Origin of the sequence: Salmonella sp. 32031103-2018-00083-FB-01-SM-01, assembly GCF_017571995.1 — a bacterium.
Lineage (GTDB): Bacteria > Pseudomonadota > Gammaproteobacteria > Enterobacterales > Enterobacteriaceae > Salmonella > Salmonella enterica.
Window position 1 is genome coordinate 1 of the sequence record NZ_JAGEQL010000008.1, and the last position, 14,578, is coordinate 14,578.

A 14,578-nucleotide genomic window follows, 5' to 3' on the forward strand; every position below is an offset into this window, starting at 1 on the left:
GAACGTTGAAGACGACGACGTTGATAGGCCGGGTGTGTAAGCGCAGCGATGCGTTGAGCTAACCGGTACTAATGAACCGTGAGGCTTAACCTTACAACGCCGAAGATGTTTTGGCGGTTGAGAAGACAACAATTTTCAGCACTGATTCAGAGTTGAGTACGCAATAATTTGCGCAGCAGCAAGGCGGCAAGCGAAGGAAAGGAAGGAGCATACAGAAGTATGTGACTGACTTTGCGAGCGCAGGCAACGCCGCTGATGTGATAAAGAATTGCGTACTGAGCATAAAAGAATTTGCCTGGCGGCATTAGCGCGGTGGTCCCACCTGACCCCATGCCGAACTCAGAAGTGAAACGCCGTAGCGCCGATGGTAGTGTGGGGTCTCCCCATGCGAGAGTAGGGAACTGCCAGGCATCAAATAAAACGAAGGGCCCTGTCGGAAGACAGGGCCTTTTGTTTTATCTGTAGTCTGTCGGTGAGCACTCTCCTGAGGAGGACAAATCCGCCGGGAGCGGATTTGAACGTTGCGCAGCAACGGCCCGGAGGGTGGCGGGCAGGACGCCCGCCATAAACTGCCAGGCATCAAATAAGTGAAGAAGCCCGTCCGTCAGGACGGGCTTCTTTGCGTGTGTGGTAACTGTAAAAATGCAGGCCTGATAAGCACAGCGCCATCAGGCAATCTGCACCGCCGGATGGCAGCTTCGCCTTATCCGGCCTACAAGGTGCGTGCTTTCTCTAACCACCGCAAAATGAAGGCAGAAATCTGCGATACATCATTAAGATCCAAAACGGGTACCGCTACGGCAAGTGGAATATCACTGGCAACCGCAATAACATGCTCATCAAGAATTAATTCTTCCTCGCTGTTCCCACATCCCTGACGAAAAAGTAAGATCTTCGCAACTGCTTCGTGTTTAAACCCTTCTACCAGCACCAGATCCAGTTTTGATGCATCCATCCGGCTCACCAGCCATGCCAGATCCAACTCTTCTTGCTCCGGCGTTTCCGTCATTAACGCCCAGCGCTGCTGACTGGCAACCAGCGTCTGTGCCGCCCCGGCTTTACGCAGCTCGTAGCTATCTTTACCCGGCTTATCGACATCCATATCATGATGGGTATGCTTAATCAGCCCTGGCCGAATACCGTGCGCACAAAGTGCTGGGATCAGTTTTTTCAGCAGTGTTGTTTTTCCCGTGCCGCTCCACGCGGCAATGGCGAGTAGCGGTATCATGGTCTCTTTTGCCATTGCGCGAGTTCCTCCGGCGTGTTGACGTTCACAAATGCCTCCTTACAATCGCTGAAATCAACGGCGTGTCCTCCTACCTGGCGCATAAAAATCATTACTCGCCGTTCGCCTGCTTGCAAATAAGCTGTCAACTGGGGCTCAACGGCACGATTAATCAACGCGATCGTTGGATGATCGCGTTCTCCATCATAAACCCAAACCACGGGTGCGCCATGACGCTGCGCTGCTAAACGATCGACCAGGTTGTGGGGGATACAGGGATTGTCACAGGGACAAAACAGAAACCAGTCGCCTGCTACCTGCTGAAAAACGGAAAGCATACCCGCCAGCGGACCGGGAAAGTCAGCGATTGAATCCGGAATGACTTTCAGGCCGCTGGCCTGGTAGATATCCAGATGGCGATTAGCACTAATGACGACCGTAGCAAGTTGTGGCGCGAGCGCGTCGGCAACGTGTCGCCAGAGCGGTTTCCCGTCCAGTTCAAGCAGACCTTTATCCGCACCTCCCATCCGCCGGGCTTTACCGCCTGCCAGCACCACGCCGGTTATTACTTCATCCAGATTCACCGATATCGCCTCTTTTATTGTGGGATTGACCCTGCTACCGTGTCTGTATCAAGAATAAGGAGCACAGCTATGAAATGTAAACGCCTGAATGAAGTCATTGAACTCCTCCAGCCAGCCTGGCAGAAAGAGCCTGATCTTAATCTGACGCAATTTTTGCAGAAACTGGCGAAAGAGTCAGGTTTTGACGGCAAACTGGAAGATTTAACTGATGATATCCTGATCTACCATCTGAAAATGCGCGATTCCGCCAAAGACGCCGCCATTCCAGGGATTCAAAAAGACTATGAAGAGGACTTTAAAACGGCGCTTTTACGCGCCCGCGGCGTTATTAAAGAGTAAAACCTTGTAAGCGGCGCCACCGAAATCGTCACGAAATGATATCCTGAATCATTCGTAGTATTTTCCGGATGATGGGATGAACGACAACGCTTTTACTTTCCAGACGCTACACCCGGAAACCATCATGGATGCGCTGTTTGAACAGGGGATCAGGGTGGATTCCGGGCTGACTCCACTAAACAGTTATGAAAACCGCGTCTATCAGTTTCAGGATGAAGACCGTCGACGTTTTGTCGTTAAGTTTTATCGTCCTGAACGCTGGTCTGTTGATCAAATTCGGGAAGAACACCAATTCGCGCTTGAACTGGTGAAGGATGAGGTTCCGGTTGCTGCTCCGCTCGCGTTTAATGGCCAGACGCTGTTAGCGCATCAGGGCTATCATTATGCCATTTTCCCCAGCGTAGGCGGTCGTCAGTTTGAAGCAGACAATATTGATCAGATGGAGGCGGTAGGGCGTTATCTTGGCCGATTGCATCAGACGGGGCGAAAACGTCCTTTCACTTTCCGGCCTGACATTGGGCTTGCAGAGTATCTTTTTGAACCTCGCCAGGTATTCGAAGATGCCGCACTGATTCCCTCCGGGCAAAAAGCGGCTTTCCTGAAAGCCACTGATACTCTACTGTCTGCAGTTACCGAATGCTGGCGCCCCGATTTCGCCACGCTGCGATTGCACGGCGATTGTCATGCCGGCAACATTCTATGGCGTGATGGACCGCTGTTTGTCGATTTAGATGATGCCCGTAACGGCCCGGCGATACAGGATTTATGGATGCTGCTGAACGGCGACAAAGCCGAACAGCGAATGCAGCTTGAAACCATTATTGAAGCTTATGAAGAAGTTAGTGAGTTCGATACGGCTGAAATTGGTCTCATTGAACCTTTACGCGCCATGCGTTTAGTTTATTATCTTGCCTGGTTGATTCGTCGTTGGGGCGATCCTGCGTTTCCAAAAAACTTTCCCTGGTTAACAGGGGAAGATTACTGGCAGCGACAGACAACGACTTTTATTGAGCAGACTAAAATTTTGCACGAACCCCCTTTACAATTAACGCCAATGTATTAATCGGAGAGAGTTGATCATGAAAAAGATTTGGCTGGCGCTGGCTGGTATGGTTTTAGCTTTTAGCGCCTCGGCAGCACAGATCAGCGACGGTAAACAGTATATCACGCTGGATAAACCGGTCGCTGGCGAACCCCTGGTACTGGAGTTTTTCTCCTTCTACTGCCCACATTGTTATCAGTTTGAAGAAGTGCTTCATGTGTCTGACAATGTGAAGAAAAAGCTGCCGGAAGGCACCAAAATGACCAAGTACCACGTTGAGTTCCTGGGGCCGTTGGGCAAGGAGCTCACCCAGGCATGGGCGGTGGCGATGGCGTTGGGTGTAGAAGATAAAGTCACGGTCCCGCTGTTTGAAGCCGTACAGAAAACCCAGACAGTACAATCTGCCGCGGATATCCGTAAAGTGTTCGTTGATGCGGGCGTCAAAGGCGAAGATTACGATGCGGCATGGAACAGCTTCGTGGTGAAATCACTGGTTGCGCAACAGGAGAAAGCCGCGGCTGACCTGCAACTGCAGGGCGTTCCGGCGATGTTCGTCAATGGCAAATACCAGATTAACCCACAAGGCATGGATACCAGCAGCATGGATGTTTTTGTTCAGCAGTATGCTGATACCGTTAAATATTTGGTTGATAAAAAATAAAAAGAACGCCGGTCACTGACCGGCGTTTTTATAAGATGTTTTAATCTCTTCTATCTGTATATCTTTCTTATCCCACAGCGTATTAAGCCAACGTTGAAAACGGCGTTTGAATGTTTTGTCGTTCACGTAATCGCCGTGCAGTTCTTCATTTATGGGTTCCAGTTGCACCCGAACAATAATACGCGTCAGCCTACCGCTTAGCATATCGTAGAAGGGGTGACGATCGTTGTTTGGGTAACACAACGTAATATTAAGCAGCTTATCGAACTGTGAGCCTAAAACATTAATCGCCATTGCAATACCGGCTGCTTTTGGCGGCAACAGATGTTGATAAGGTGAATGCGTTTGCTGACGTTTCTCATGCGTAAATCGCGAGCCTTCAACAAAGTTAACGATAGTGGTGGGATACCGACGAAACTTTTCGCAAGAGCGACGAGTTGTTTCAACATCTTTGCCGCGTCGATCGGGGTGTCGGAGCAGGTAGCTACGGGAGTAGCGCTTCATAAACGGCATATCTAATGCCCAGCACGCCAGGCCGATGAACGGCACCCAGGCCAATTGCTGTTTAAGAAAGTACTTATTCATTGGGATATGCTTGCGGAACAGAACGCAAAGCACAACGATATCGGCCCAGCTGCGATGATTACAAATCAGTAAATACCAATTTTTCTTGCTCAGCCCTTCTAACCCTTCTACATCCCATTGCAAGTGCGGATTAAGGCGTAACAGCGCTGCAAGACCAGCACACCAGCAATACATCATGAAATTGCAGAAAATGGAGACCTTGCGCCAGATACCGGGAACAGGCAAAAGGAGCTTTACCATACCGGCAACGATGATCGGTACTGAGCAAACAATAGTGACCAGGATGGTCAATACGATACTCAATGGGAGCGTGATAGCCGCGAGTATTCTCGTCATAATAAATTATTCAAAAGTTAGCCATAAACGGTGCGCGAAAAGGGCGCAAGAGGCTGATTCTATCAGAAAACGATGCTAATGATGGCGCTGAGTGAAATAGAAACACTCGTAACAACTATCCACATTATGATAACGGCATGAATCAGATAATCAGAAAAACGTGATGTTAACAACTCATTGAAAATAATGGGTAATTATTAAGAGGAGAAGGCTATCGCGCTGATTTTAAAGTAATGGTAAGAATTTACACACAAAGTTATCCACAGGTTTTTTTGCGAGCGATCCTGAAGATCGACAAAACTTCTCCGCAAATGCGGCGAAAAACTCAAGTTTTCCTCCTGTATGTGGCATCCTTTAACCATAATCTGTTAAACAGGCACGGACATTATGGTTCAGATCCCAGAAAACCCACTTATTCTCGTAGATGGCTCATCCTATCTCTATCGCGCCTATCATGCGTTTCCGCCGTTAACCAACAGCGCGGGAGAACCTACGGGCGCAATGTATGGTGTCCTCAACATGTTGCGCAGCCTGATCATGCAGTATCAGCCGACGCATGCTGCGGTGGTGTTTGACGCCAAAGGAAAAACCTTCCGTGATGAGCTCTTTGAACATTACAAATCGCATCGCCCTCCGATGCCGGATGATCTGCGTGCGCAAATAGAGCCGTTACATGCCATGGTTAAAGCCATGGGGTTACCTCTGCTGGCGGTCTCTGGCGTAGAAGCGGATGACGTTATCGGTACACTGGCGCGAGAGGCGGAGAAGGTGGGGCGTCCGGTATTAATCAGCACCGGCGATAAAGATATGGCACAGTTGGTGACGCCGAATATTACGCTGATCAACACCATGACTAACACCATCCTCGGCCCGGATGAAGTCGTTAATAAGTACGGCGTGCCGCCTGAGCTGATTATCGACTTTCTGGCGCTGATGGGGGACTCCTCGGATAATATTCCAGGCGTACCTGGCGTGGGTGAGAAGACGGCGCAAGCTTTGCTTCAGGGATTGGGCGGCCTGGATACGCTGTACGCCGAGCCGGAAAAAATTGCCGGTCTCACTTTCCGCGGCGCCAAAACGATGGCCGCTAAATTAGCGCAGAATAAAGACGTAGCGTACCTGTCTTATAAACTCGCCACCATTAAAACGGATGTTGAACTGGAGCTGACCTGCGAACAGCTTGAAGTACAGCAGCCGATTGCGGATGAACTGCTGGGCCTGTTTAAAAAATATGAGTTTAAGCGCTGGACGGCGGACGTTGAGTCCGGCAAATGGCTACAGGCAAAGGGCGCGAAACCGGCGGCCAAACCGCAGGAAACGGTCGTTATTGATGAATCGCCCAGCGAACCGGCAGCGGCGCTCTCTTATGAAAATTATGTCACTATTCTGGACGACGTTACGCTGGAAAGCTGGATTGAAAAGCTGAAAAAAGCGCCAGTTTTTGCTTTCGACACGGAGACCGACAGCCTGGATAATATCGCCGCCAACCTGGTGGGCCTCTCGTTTGCCATCGAACCTGGCGTTGCCGCGTATGTACCTGTCGCGCATGATTATCTGGACGCTCCGGATCAAATTTCCCGCCAGCGTGCTCTGGAACTGCTGAAGCCGCTGCTGGAAGATGAAAAAGTGCGCAAAGTGGGGCAAAACCTCAAGTACGATCGCGGCGTCTTGCAAAATTACGGTATTGAGCTGCGCGGTATCGCCTTCGATACCATGCTTGAGTCTTACATTCTGAACAGCGTCGCCGGACGCCATGATATGGACAGCTTGTCCGATCGTTGGCTGAAGCACAAAACTATCACCTTTGAAGACATTGCCGGTAAAGGTAAAAACCAGCTCACCTTTAACCAGATCGCACTGGAGGAAGCGGGGCGCTATGCGGCAGAAGATGCGGATGTCACGTTACAGTTGCATCTCAAAATGTGGCCAGAGCTCCAGCAGCACAAAGGCCCGCTGAATGTTTTCGAAAACATCGAAATGCCGCTGGTGCCGGTGCTGTCACGCGTTGAGCGCAATGGCGTAAAAATCGATCCTGCCGTCCTGCACAAACATTCGGAAGAAATCACACTACGTCTGGCGGAACTGGAAAAGAAAGCGCATGACATTGCGGGCGAGGCGTTCAACCTGTCCTCAACGAAGCAGTTGCAGACCATCCTGTTTGAAAAGCAGGGTATTAAGCCGCTGAAGAAAACGCCTGGCGGCGCGCCGTCAACGTCGGAAGAGGTGCTGGAGGAGCTAGCGCTGGTCTATCCGCTGCCGAAAGTGATTCTGGAGTATCGTGGTCTGGCGAAGCTAAAATCCACCTATACCGATAAGCTGCCGCTGATGATTAACCCGAAAACCGGGCGCGTCCACACCTCCTATCATCAGGCGGTAACGGCGACGGGACGTTTATCGTCCACCGATCCGAACCTGCAAAATATTCCGGTGCGCAATGAGGAAGGCCGCCGCATTCGTCAGGCATTTATTGCGCCTGAGGATTATCTCATCGTATCTGCGGACTATTCACAGATTGAGCTGCGTATTATGGCGCATCTTTCCCGTGATAAAGGACTGCTTACGGCGTTCGCCGAAGGGAAGGATATTCACCGCGCAACGGCGGCGGAAGTCTTTGGCTTGCCGCTGGATAGCGTGACCGGGGAACAGCGCCGAAGTGCGAAAGCCATTAACTTTGGCCTGATTTACGGGATGAGCGCCTTCGGTCTTTCTCGCCAGCTTAATATTCCGCGTAAAGAGGCGCAGAAGTATATGGATCTCTACTTCGAACGCTACCCTGGCGTGCTGGAATATATGGAGCGCACACGCGCTCAGGCAAAAGAACAAGGTTATGTGGAAACGCTGGAGGGACGCCGCCTTTACCTGCCGGATATTAAATCCAGCAACGCGGCGCGGCGCGCGGGGGCGGAACGCGCGGCGATCAATGCTCCCATGCAAGGAACGGCTGCCGATATCATCAAGCGCGCCATGATTGCCGTCGATGCCTGGCTACAGGCCGAGCAGCCGCGCGTGCGGATGATTATGCAGGTACACGATGAATTAGTGTTCGAGGTGCATAAAGACGACTTAGATGCGGTAGCAAAACGTATCCATCAGTTGATGGAAAACTGCACGCGTATTGATGTGCCGTTGCTGGTGGAAGTCGGTAGCGGAGAAAATTGGGATCAAGCGCACTAAGCATTTAAGGAATAACGCGCTTTTTTCGTAATTAAGCAACATAAGCACGGGGGTTTTGTGATGGGTATTAGAATTCCCTATGTAAAGAATGAAAAAAAATTACGAAAAGGTCTTTCTGTGTTGCTCAAAAAAGAGTAAAGTTATTCACGTAGGGTACAGAGGTAAGATGTTCTATCTTTCAGACCTTTTACTTCACGTAATCGGATTTGGCTGAATATTTTAGCCGCCCCAGTCAGTTATGACTGGGGCGTTTTTTATTGGGCGTAAGAAAAGTTTCGCTCGCACCGTAGGCCGGATAAGACGCGCAGCGGCGCCATCCGGCATAGCGGATGATTATTCCCCGTCCTGAATCTCTTCGACCGGTGCCAGTTCGCTAAACCAGCTATCCAGCTTCTGACGTAACTTATCCACGCCCTGCTTTTTCAGCGAGGAAAACGCTTCTACCTGCACATCGCCATTAAAAGCCAGCACGGCTTCACGTACCATATTCAACTGCGCCTTGCGCGCGCCGCTGGCCAGTTTGTCCGCTTTGGTCAGCAGAACCAGAACCTGGATATTGCTCTCTACAGCCCACTGGATCATCTGCTGGTCGAGGTCTTTCAACGGATGGCGGATATCCATTAAAACGACTAAGCCCTGTAGGCTTTGACGTTTCTCCAGATATTCCCCCAGCGCGCGTTGCCACTTGCGTTTCATCTCTTCCGGGACTTCCGCGTAGCCATAGCCCGGCAGGTCGACCAACCGTTTGCCATCTACGACTTCAAACAGGTTAATCAATTGGGTACGGCCCGGCGTTTTAGAGGTGCGCGCAAGGCTTTTTTGGTTGGTCAACGTGTTCAGGGCGCTGGATTTGCCTGCATTGGAACGGCCAGCAAAAGCCACTTCAATTCCGCAATCGGAAGGTAAATGGCGAATATCAGGCGCACTCATCACAAAATGCGTCTGTTGATAATTCAGGTTAGTCAAAGCGGTCGTCTCCGTCAGTCAAAGCATTGTGGCGATTATACCTGAACGCCAGCAAAAGACGGATTTTTCGGCGCGGCGGTGCTGTAAGTAAAAGCCATACGCTTTGTGAGACATTGTCCATTGCACTTATGCGACATGACAGAGTCGTTGTCAGGCTCAAAGCCAGTTAATATAGTTAAATCATGAATTTATAGAAAGGTAATTGTCTGAAAAAAAGGGATTTGCCGTGTCGGTATCTTGTGAGTTTACCCCAAAAGAGTAAAGTAATGCACATAGCGAGGACGCTAACAGGATCAACGACTCAGGATGAGGGTCAGGAGCGCCAGGAGGCGAAGACACAGGATTGTCAGGAAGACAAACGTCCGGAGACGTTAGTAAAAGGAAATGGAAACAACATGGAATGTTCCAGGCTAAGGGAAAAACAGGGCGTGTTGATAGCCAACAGGGATGGTGGAACCCGTTAAGGGTCGTGAGTCAAGAAAAAAGGCGGCAGATTACTCTGTCGCCTTTTTTCTTTGCTTGCTTTCTGCTAGATTCCGCCTCAATTCTATACTGAATAAAACGGCTTAAAGATCTGACATCATGAAAAAACCAACCTCTGCACCGCGCAGTAAAGCCTTTGGCAAACAGCGTCGTAAAACGCGTGAAGAGTTAAACCAGGAGGCGCGCGACCGTAAACGCCTGAAAAAACATCGCGGTCATGCGCCGGGAAGTCGCGCGGCGGGCGGCAATTCCGTTTCGGGCGGCGGCAATCAGAATCAACAAAAAGATCCACGCATTGGCAGTAAAACACCTGTTCCATTGGGCGTGACTGAAAAAGTGACCCAACAGCATAAACCGAAAAGTGAGAAACCTATGCTTTCACCGCAGGCGGAGTTGGATTTACTGGAAACGGATGAGCGCCTGGATGCGCTGTTAGAACGTTTGGAAGCGGGCGAAACCCTGAGTGCGGAAGATCAAGCCTGGGTAGATGCCAAACTGGATCGTATTGATGAACTGATGCAGAAGCTTGGTCTGTCTTACGATGACGACGAAGAAGACGACGAAGAGGACGAGAAGCAGGAAGATATGATGCGCCTGCTAAGAGGCGGCAACTAACGGGTTTACACCGTGGGCTTGCCCGTCCTGCTTATAACCCTTCCGGTTATATGTTATCTGGTGTGGTTATTCGTTAAACTACAGCGATTGTCGCGGCGACAGAAATGGCTGCGCAGCCGGCTTGCCGCCCGTTATGGCGTGAAGCCGGTACGCCGTACCCGCCAGAGACGCCATCGGAAGGAGTGAGCATGTCTGAACAGCAAATAGACTGGGATCTGGCCCTGATCCAGAAATATAACTATTCCGGGCCACGATATACCTCGTACCCAACCGCGCTGGAGTTTTCTGAAGACTTCGAGGACGCCGCATTCTTGCAGGCTGTGGCGCGTTATCCTGAACGTCCGCTCTCGCTGTATGTGCATATCCCGTTTTGTCACAAGTTGTGTTATTTCTGCGGCTGCAACAAGATTGTCACCCGCCAACAGCATAAAGCTGACCAGTACCTTGACGCGCTTGAGCAGGAAATTCGTCATCGCGCGCCGCTGTTTGCAGACCGTCATGTCAGCCAGCTTCACTGGGGCGGCGGTACGCCTACTTACCTGAATAAAGCGCAAATCAGCCGCTTAATGACGCTGTTGCGTGAAAATTTCCACTTTAATACCGACGCGGAAATCTCGATCGAAGTCGATCCCCGTGAAATTGAGCTGGATGTGCTCGATCATTTACGTGCGGAAGGTTTTAACCGCCTGAGTATGGGGGTGCAGGACTTTAATAAAGAGGTGCAGCGCTTGGTTAACCGCGAGCAGGATGAAGAATTCATCTTTGCGTTGCTTAATCACGCCCGCGATATCGGCTTTACCTCGACCAATATCGATTTGATCTACGGTCTACCGAAACAGACGCCGGAAAGCTTCGCTTTCACGCTGAAGCGTGTGACGGAACTGAACCCCGATCGTTTGAGCGTCTTTAACTATGCGCATCTGCCAACGCTTTTTGCCGCCCAGCGTAAAATTAAAGATGCCGATTTACCCAGCGCGCAGCAGAAACTGGATATTTTGCAGGAGACGATCGTATCGCTTACTCAGGCCGGTTATCAGTTTATCGGGATGGACCATTTTGCCCGTCCGGACGACGAACTGGCCGTCGCGCAGCGCGAAGGCGTGCTGCACCGTAATTTTCAGGGCTATACGACCCAGGGCGATACCGATCTGCTGGGGATGGGGGTTTCTGCTATCAGCATGATTGGCGATGGCTACATGCAGAACCAGAAAGAGCTGAAGCGTTATTACCAGCAAGTGGATGAGCGGGGCAATGCGCTATGGCGTGGTATTACGCTGACCCGTGATGATTGCATTCGTCGCGATGTTATCAAAGCGCTGATTTGTAACTTCCGCCTGGATTTTAACGCTGTCGAACAACAGTGGGGTTTGCATTTCGCTGAGTATTTTGCCGAAGATTTGCAGTTACTGTCGCCGCTGGCAAAAGATGGGCTGGTGGATATTAGCGAGAAGGGAATTCAGGTGACGGCGAAAGGTCGTTTGCTGATCCGCAATATCTGCATGTGCTTTGACGCGTATCTGCGCCAGAAAGCGCGGATGCAGCAGTTCTCGCGCGTCATTTAGCCGGGTTGCCCGGTGGCGCTGCGCTTACCGGGCCTACACGTTGCGACAACCTGTAGGCCGGATAAGCATTAGCGCCATCCGGCACATTGTCAGCTGAACAGTCCCACCAGCGCGGCACACAATACGGCGGCTAGCGCAGTTTGTGGCGTGTGGCTGTCGACCGCTCCACTCGATACCAGATTAATAATAGATTCTAACATAATGAATCCCCCCGTTTGCCGGGCATGATCATACTGAACTCATCGGAACAGTAAAGCGCAAAATAGCAGCGTTTTGCGCTCAATTATTAATCTTTACACTCGCGGGTAATGTTTACTCCATTCCCAGCTCTTTCAACTTCCGCGTTAGGGTGTTTCGCCCCCAACCGAGCAGCCTGGCGGCTTCCTGTTTATGACCCTGCGTATGGCGTAACGCCGTGGTCAGTAGCGTTCTCTCCAGTTCTGGCTGCGCTTCAGAAAGCAGGTTTTGATGACCGGATCGCAAGGCGCGGTCCGCCCATTGTGCCAGTAATGTAGCCCAGCTATCCGGTGGCAGGTGGGACGGGCTATCCGGCGCCGAGGCTTCAAACAGGTCGCCAGGTAAATCCTGGATCAATACCTCCTGTCCGGCGGCCATGACGGTGAGCCAGCGGCAGGTATTTTCTAACTGACGCACGTTACCAGGCCATGCCAGGCGCGTTAACGCCGTTTCGGTTTCCGGATGTAATAATTTGGCTTCCACGCCTAATTCACGGGCGGCGACCTGCAAAAAATGGTGCGCCAGGCGCGGAATATCCTCACGGCGCTCGCGCAACGGCGGAAGATGGATACGAATCACGTTCAGGCGGTGGAACAGGTCTTCGCGGAATTTCCCTTCCTGAACGCGTCGTTCGAGGTTCTGGTGGGTGGCGGCGATAATGCGCACATCCACTTTTACCGGCGCGTACCCGCCCACGCGGTAGAACTGTCCGTCAGCCAGCACGCGTAACAGACGAGTCTGGACATCCAGCGGCATATCGCCAATTTCGTCCAGAAACAGCGTGCCGCCGTCAGCCTGCTCGAAACGGCCCTGCCGGATGGTATTCGCCCCGGTAAAAGCGCCTTTCTCATGGCCAAACAGTTCGGATTCAATCAAATCTTTCGGGATGGCCGCCATATTGAGCGCGATAAACGGCGCTTTGGCGCGTGGGCTATGGCGGTGAAGCGCATGGGCGACCAGTTCTTTACCAGTTCCTGATTCGCCGTTAATCAACACGCTAATCGAAGAACGCGACAGCCGACCAATAATGCGAAACACATCCTGCATGGCGGGCGCTTCGCCTATCATGTCTGTTGTCGGGCCGTTAACCTCGATATTACGCGGTTGCTGCTGCTCCTGATAGTGGCTAATCGCGCGCTCGACCAGAGCGACGGCTTCATCAATATCAAACGGTTTAGGCAGATAATCAAACGCCCCCTGCTGATAGGCGCTCACGGCGGCATCTAAATCGGAATGCGCGGTCATAATGATGACCGGAAGCATCGGGTGACGCTGTTTAATCTGCTTTAATAGCGCCAGCCCGTCCATTCCCGGCATTCGGATATCCGACAGCAAGACGTCCGGCGTTTTACTGGCCAGCGCAGCCAGTACTTCATTACCATTCTCAAAGGTGGTACAGGTCAACCCTGCCCCGGCGAGAGCACGTTCAAGCACCCAACGGATGGAACTATCATCATCGACGACCCAGACTATTCCTCGTTGCATAAACACCTCTATTTCCGAATCGGCAGGTAAACCGAAAACTCGGTATGCCCCGGCCAACTGGTAAATTCAATTTTGCCGGCGTGTTGATCGATAAGATTGCGGGCGATAGATAACCCAAGCCCGGTGCCGCCTTCGCGACCGCTGACCATCGGGTAGAACAGCGTATCCTGTAAATGGGGAGGAATGCCCGGCCCATTGTCTTCAACGTCTATACGCGCCGCCAGGCGATAGCGTTCGCCATGCAGCGTTAACTGGAAGGCGGTACGGGTACGCAGCGTAATTTCGCCGCCTTCCGGCCCCAGCGCCTGCAAGGCATTGCGGACAATATTCAGCAGTACTTGCTCAATTTGTTCCGGGTCATGCGGCAGTTCTGGCAGACTGGGGTCGTAATCGCGGATAAGCCGGACATTATCCGGCAGTTCCATCGACACCAGCGCCACCACGCGCTCCGCGACTTTATGTATGCTCTCGGTAATGTGCATTCCCGGGTGCTGCGGCCCCAGCAAACGATCGACAAGGTTGCGTAGCCTGTCGGCCTGTTCAATGATGACTTTGGTATATTCCGTTAGCGCCGGGTCGGGCAGCGCCTTGCTGAGTAGCTGCGCCGCGCCGCGCAGGCCGCCGAGCGGATTTTTGATTTCGTGCGCCAGACCGCGCACCAGATCGCGGGCGGCGATTTGCTGCGCGTGCTGCAACTGCTCCTGACTCAGACGACGCTGGTTATCCATCGGCGCCATTTCGAGCAGTATAAAATCGTCGGGCAGACGTTGGGCGGTCAAAGAGAGAATATGCGAGCGACTATCAATCACCAGCGTCACTTCGTTATCGGTAAAGCCTTGCCCTGCCGCTAAACTTTCGCGCATCAGGTCAATGTTTAACGAAAAATAGCTCAACAGTTCAGGTAACGGCGTCCCGAACAGTTTGCGTGAGCTTTGCGCGAGCAACTGCTGCGCGGCAGGGTTGGCGTAATGGATTGCCAGCGCGTCGTCGACCACCAGCACGCTGTTGATTAACGAATTGAGGATCTGCCCAGCATCGGGCTGTATGCCGCTTGCCATTCAGCAGTCTCCTGGAAAAGGTTGCACCATTTTAGTGCATTATAGCTTTTTACCACTAAAAAGCGCGTGAGATCAGATTGTTGGTGGAGAAAAAAGCCCATCCTGGGATGGGCTGAAAGTTTCCACGGCAACTCAAAAACTCCTGACGCCTTTCACGCTGCTGCTGCGTTGGCTGCCTTCGCTTACCCCAGTCTCATCGCTATCTATGCTCCTGGGGATGTGCTCA

Annotated in this window: 14 protein-coding genes and 2 rRNA genes; 9 read left to right on the plus strand and 7 right to left on the minus strand. The window is 51.8% G+C overall.

The window, feature by feature from the left end:
• Nucleotides 1-93, plus strand: a 23S ribosomal RNA gene (locus J4614_RS19540); the annotation flags it as partial.
• A 201-nt stretch (nucleotides 94-294) separates the two neighbouring features.
• A 5S ribosomal RNA gene (rrf, locus tag J4614_RS19545) occupies nucleotides 295-410 on the plus strand.
• A 302-nt stretch (nucleotides 411-712) separates the two neighbouring features.
• On the opposite strand, the gene mobB is transcribed toward rrf, so the two are convergent.
• Together mobB and mobA are read right to left on the minus strand one after the other, a co-directional pair.
• Nucleotides 713-1,228 (minus strand): molybdopterin-guanine dinucleotide biosynthesis protein MobB, encoded by a 516-nt coding sequence (gene mobB, locus J4614_RS19550; protein ID WP_023892294.1) that lies wholly within the window; start codon nucleotides 1,226-1,228, stop codon nucleotides 713-715.
• Complete coding sequence (gene mobA, locus J4614_RS19555) at nucleotides 1,225-1,809, minus strand: molybdenum cofactor guanylyltransferase MobA (protein ID WP_001046880.1); 585 nt, start codon at nucleotides 1,807-1,809, stop codon at nucleotides 1,225-1,227. The genes mobB and mobA overlap by 4 nt, the downstream gene beginning before the upstream one ends.
• Before the next feature lie 69 nt (nucleotides 1,810-1,878).
• On the opposite strand from mobA, the gene J4614_RS19560 reads away from it, so the two are divergent.
• The 3 genes from J4614_RS19560 (at nucleotide 1,879) to dsbA (ending at nucleotide 3,851) form a co-directional block, all read left to right on the plus strand.
• Nucleotides 1,879-2,148 carry a YihD family protein gene (locus J4614_RS19560; RefSeq protein WP_000649858.1) on the plus strand — a complete coding sequence of 90 codons (270 nt, stop codon included), beginning with the start codon at nucleotides 1,879-1,881 and terminating at the stop codon, nucleotides 2,146-2,148.
• Between the two features lie 76 nt (nucleotides 2,149-2,224).
• Complete coding sequence (locus J4614_RS19565) at nucleotides 2,225-3,211, plus strand: serine/threonine protein kinase (RefSeq protein ID WP_000999260.1); 987 nt, start codon at nucleotides 2,225-2,227, stop codon at nucleotides 3,209-3,211.
• A gap of 16 nt (nucleotides 3,212-3,227) precedes the next feature.
• Complete coding sequence (dsbA, locus tag J4614_RS19570) at nucleotides 3,228-3,851, plus strand: thiol:disulfide interchange protein DsbA (protein WP_138020038.1); 624 nt, start codon at nucleotides 3,228-3,230, stop codon at nucleotides 3,849-3,851.
• 12 nt (nucleotides 3,852-3,863) lie between these two features.
• Here dsbA and J4614_RS19575 read toward each other — a convergent pair whose 3' ends face one another.
• Complete coding sequence (locus tag J4614_RS19575) at nucleotides 3,864-4,772, minus strand: acyltransferase (RefSeq protein ID WP_000196900.1); 909 nt, start codon at nucleotides 4,770-4,772, stop codon at nucleotides 3,864-3,866.
• Between the two features lie 387 nt (nucleotides 4,773-5,159).
• Between J4614_RS19575 and polA the strand changes: the two genes are divergently transcribed.
• The gene (gene polA, locus J4614_RS19580; protein ID WP_138020039.1) at nucleotides 5,160-7,946 is read left to right on the plus strand and encodes a DNA polymerase I; all 2,787 of its coding nucleotides are present in this window, start codon (nucleotides 5,160-5,162) and stop codon (nucleotides 7,944-7,946) included.
• Between the two features lie 333 nt (nucleotides 7,947-8,279).
• On the opposite strand, the gene yihA is transcribed toward polA, so the two are convergent.
• Nucleotides 8,280-8,912 carry a ribosome biogenesis GTP-binding protein YihA/YsxC gene (yihA, locus tag J4614_RS19585; protein WP_000183327.1) on the minus strand — a complete coding sequence of 211 codons (633 nt, stop codon included), beginning with the start codon at nucleotides 8,910-8,912 and terminating at the stop codon, nucleotides 8,280-8,282.
• Between the two features lie 239 nt (nucleotides 8,913-9,151).
• Between yihA and J4614_RS19590 the strand changes: the two genes are divergently transcribed.
• From J4614_RS19590 to hemN, 3 genes are all read left to right on the plus strand, one after another.
• On the plus strand, nucleotides 9,152-9,376 hold the full coding sequence (locus J4614_RS19590; RefSeq protein WP_001541209.1) for a hypothetical protein: 225 nt from the start codon (nucleotides 9,152-9,154) through the stop codon (nucleotides 9,374-9,376).
• Between the two features lie 118 nt (nucleotides 9,377-9,494).
• A complete protein-coding gene (yihI, locus tag J4614_RS19595; protein WP_000743297.1) occupies nucleotides 9,495-10,010 on the plus strand; it encodes a Der GTPase-activating protein YihI in 516 nt (171 codons plus the stop codon).
• A gap of 188 nt (nucleotides 10,011-10,198) precedes the next feature.
• Complete coding sequence (gene hemN / locus J4614_RS19600; protein WP_000003520.1) at nucleotides 10,199-11,572, plus strand: oxygen-independent coproporphyrinogen III oxidase; 1,374 nt, start codon at nucleotides 10,199-10,201, stop codon at nucleotides 11,570-11,572.
• A gap of 89 nt (nucleotides 11,573-11,661) precedes the next feature.
• Here hemN and J4614_RS19605 read toward each other — a convergent pair whose 3' ends face one another.
• From J4614_RS19605 to glnL, 3 genes are all read right to left on the minus strand, one after another.
• Nucleotides 11,662-11,772 (minus strand): YshB family small membrane protein, encoded by a 111-nt coding sequence (locus J4614_RS19605; protein ID WP_001578131.1) that lies wholly within the window; start codon nucleotides 11,770-11,772, stop codon nucleotides 11,662-11,664.
• Between the two features lie 112 nt (nucleotides 11,773-11,884).
• Nucleotides 11,885-13,294, minus strand: a complete 1,410-nt coding sequence (glnG, locus tag J4614_RS19610; protein ID WP_001188781.1) for a nitrogen regulation protein NR(I) — start codon at nucleotides 13,292-13,294, stop codon at nucleotides 11,885-11,887.
• An 8-nt stretch (nucleotides 13,295-13,302) separates the two neighbouring features.
• Nucleotides 13,303-14,352, minus strand: coding sequence for a nitrogen regulation protein NR(II) (gene glnL / locus J4614_RS19615; RefSeq protein WP_000146194.1), 1,050 nt, complete (start codon nucleotides 14,350-14,352; stop codon nucleotides 13,303-13,305).
• Nucleotides 14,353-14,578: the final 226 nt, after the last annotated feature.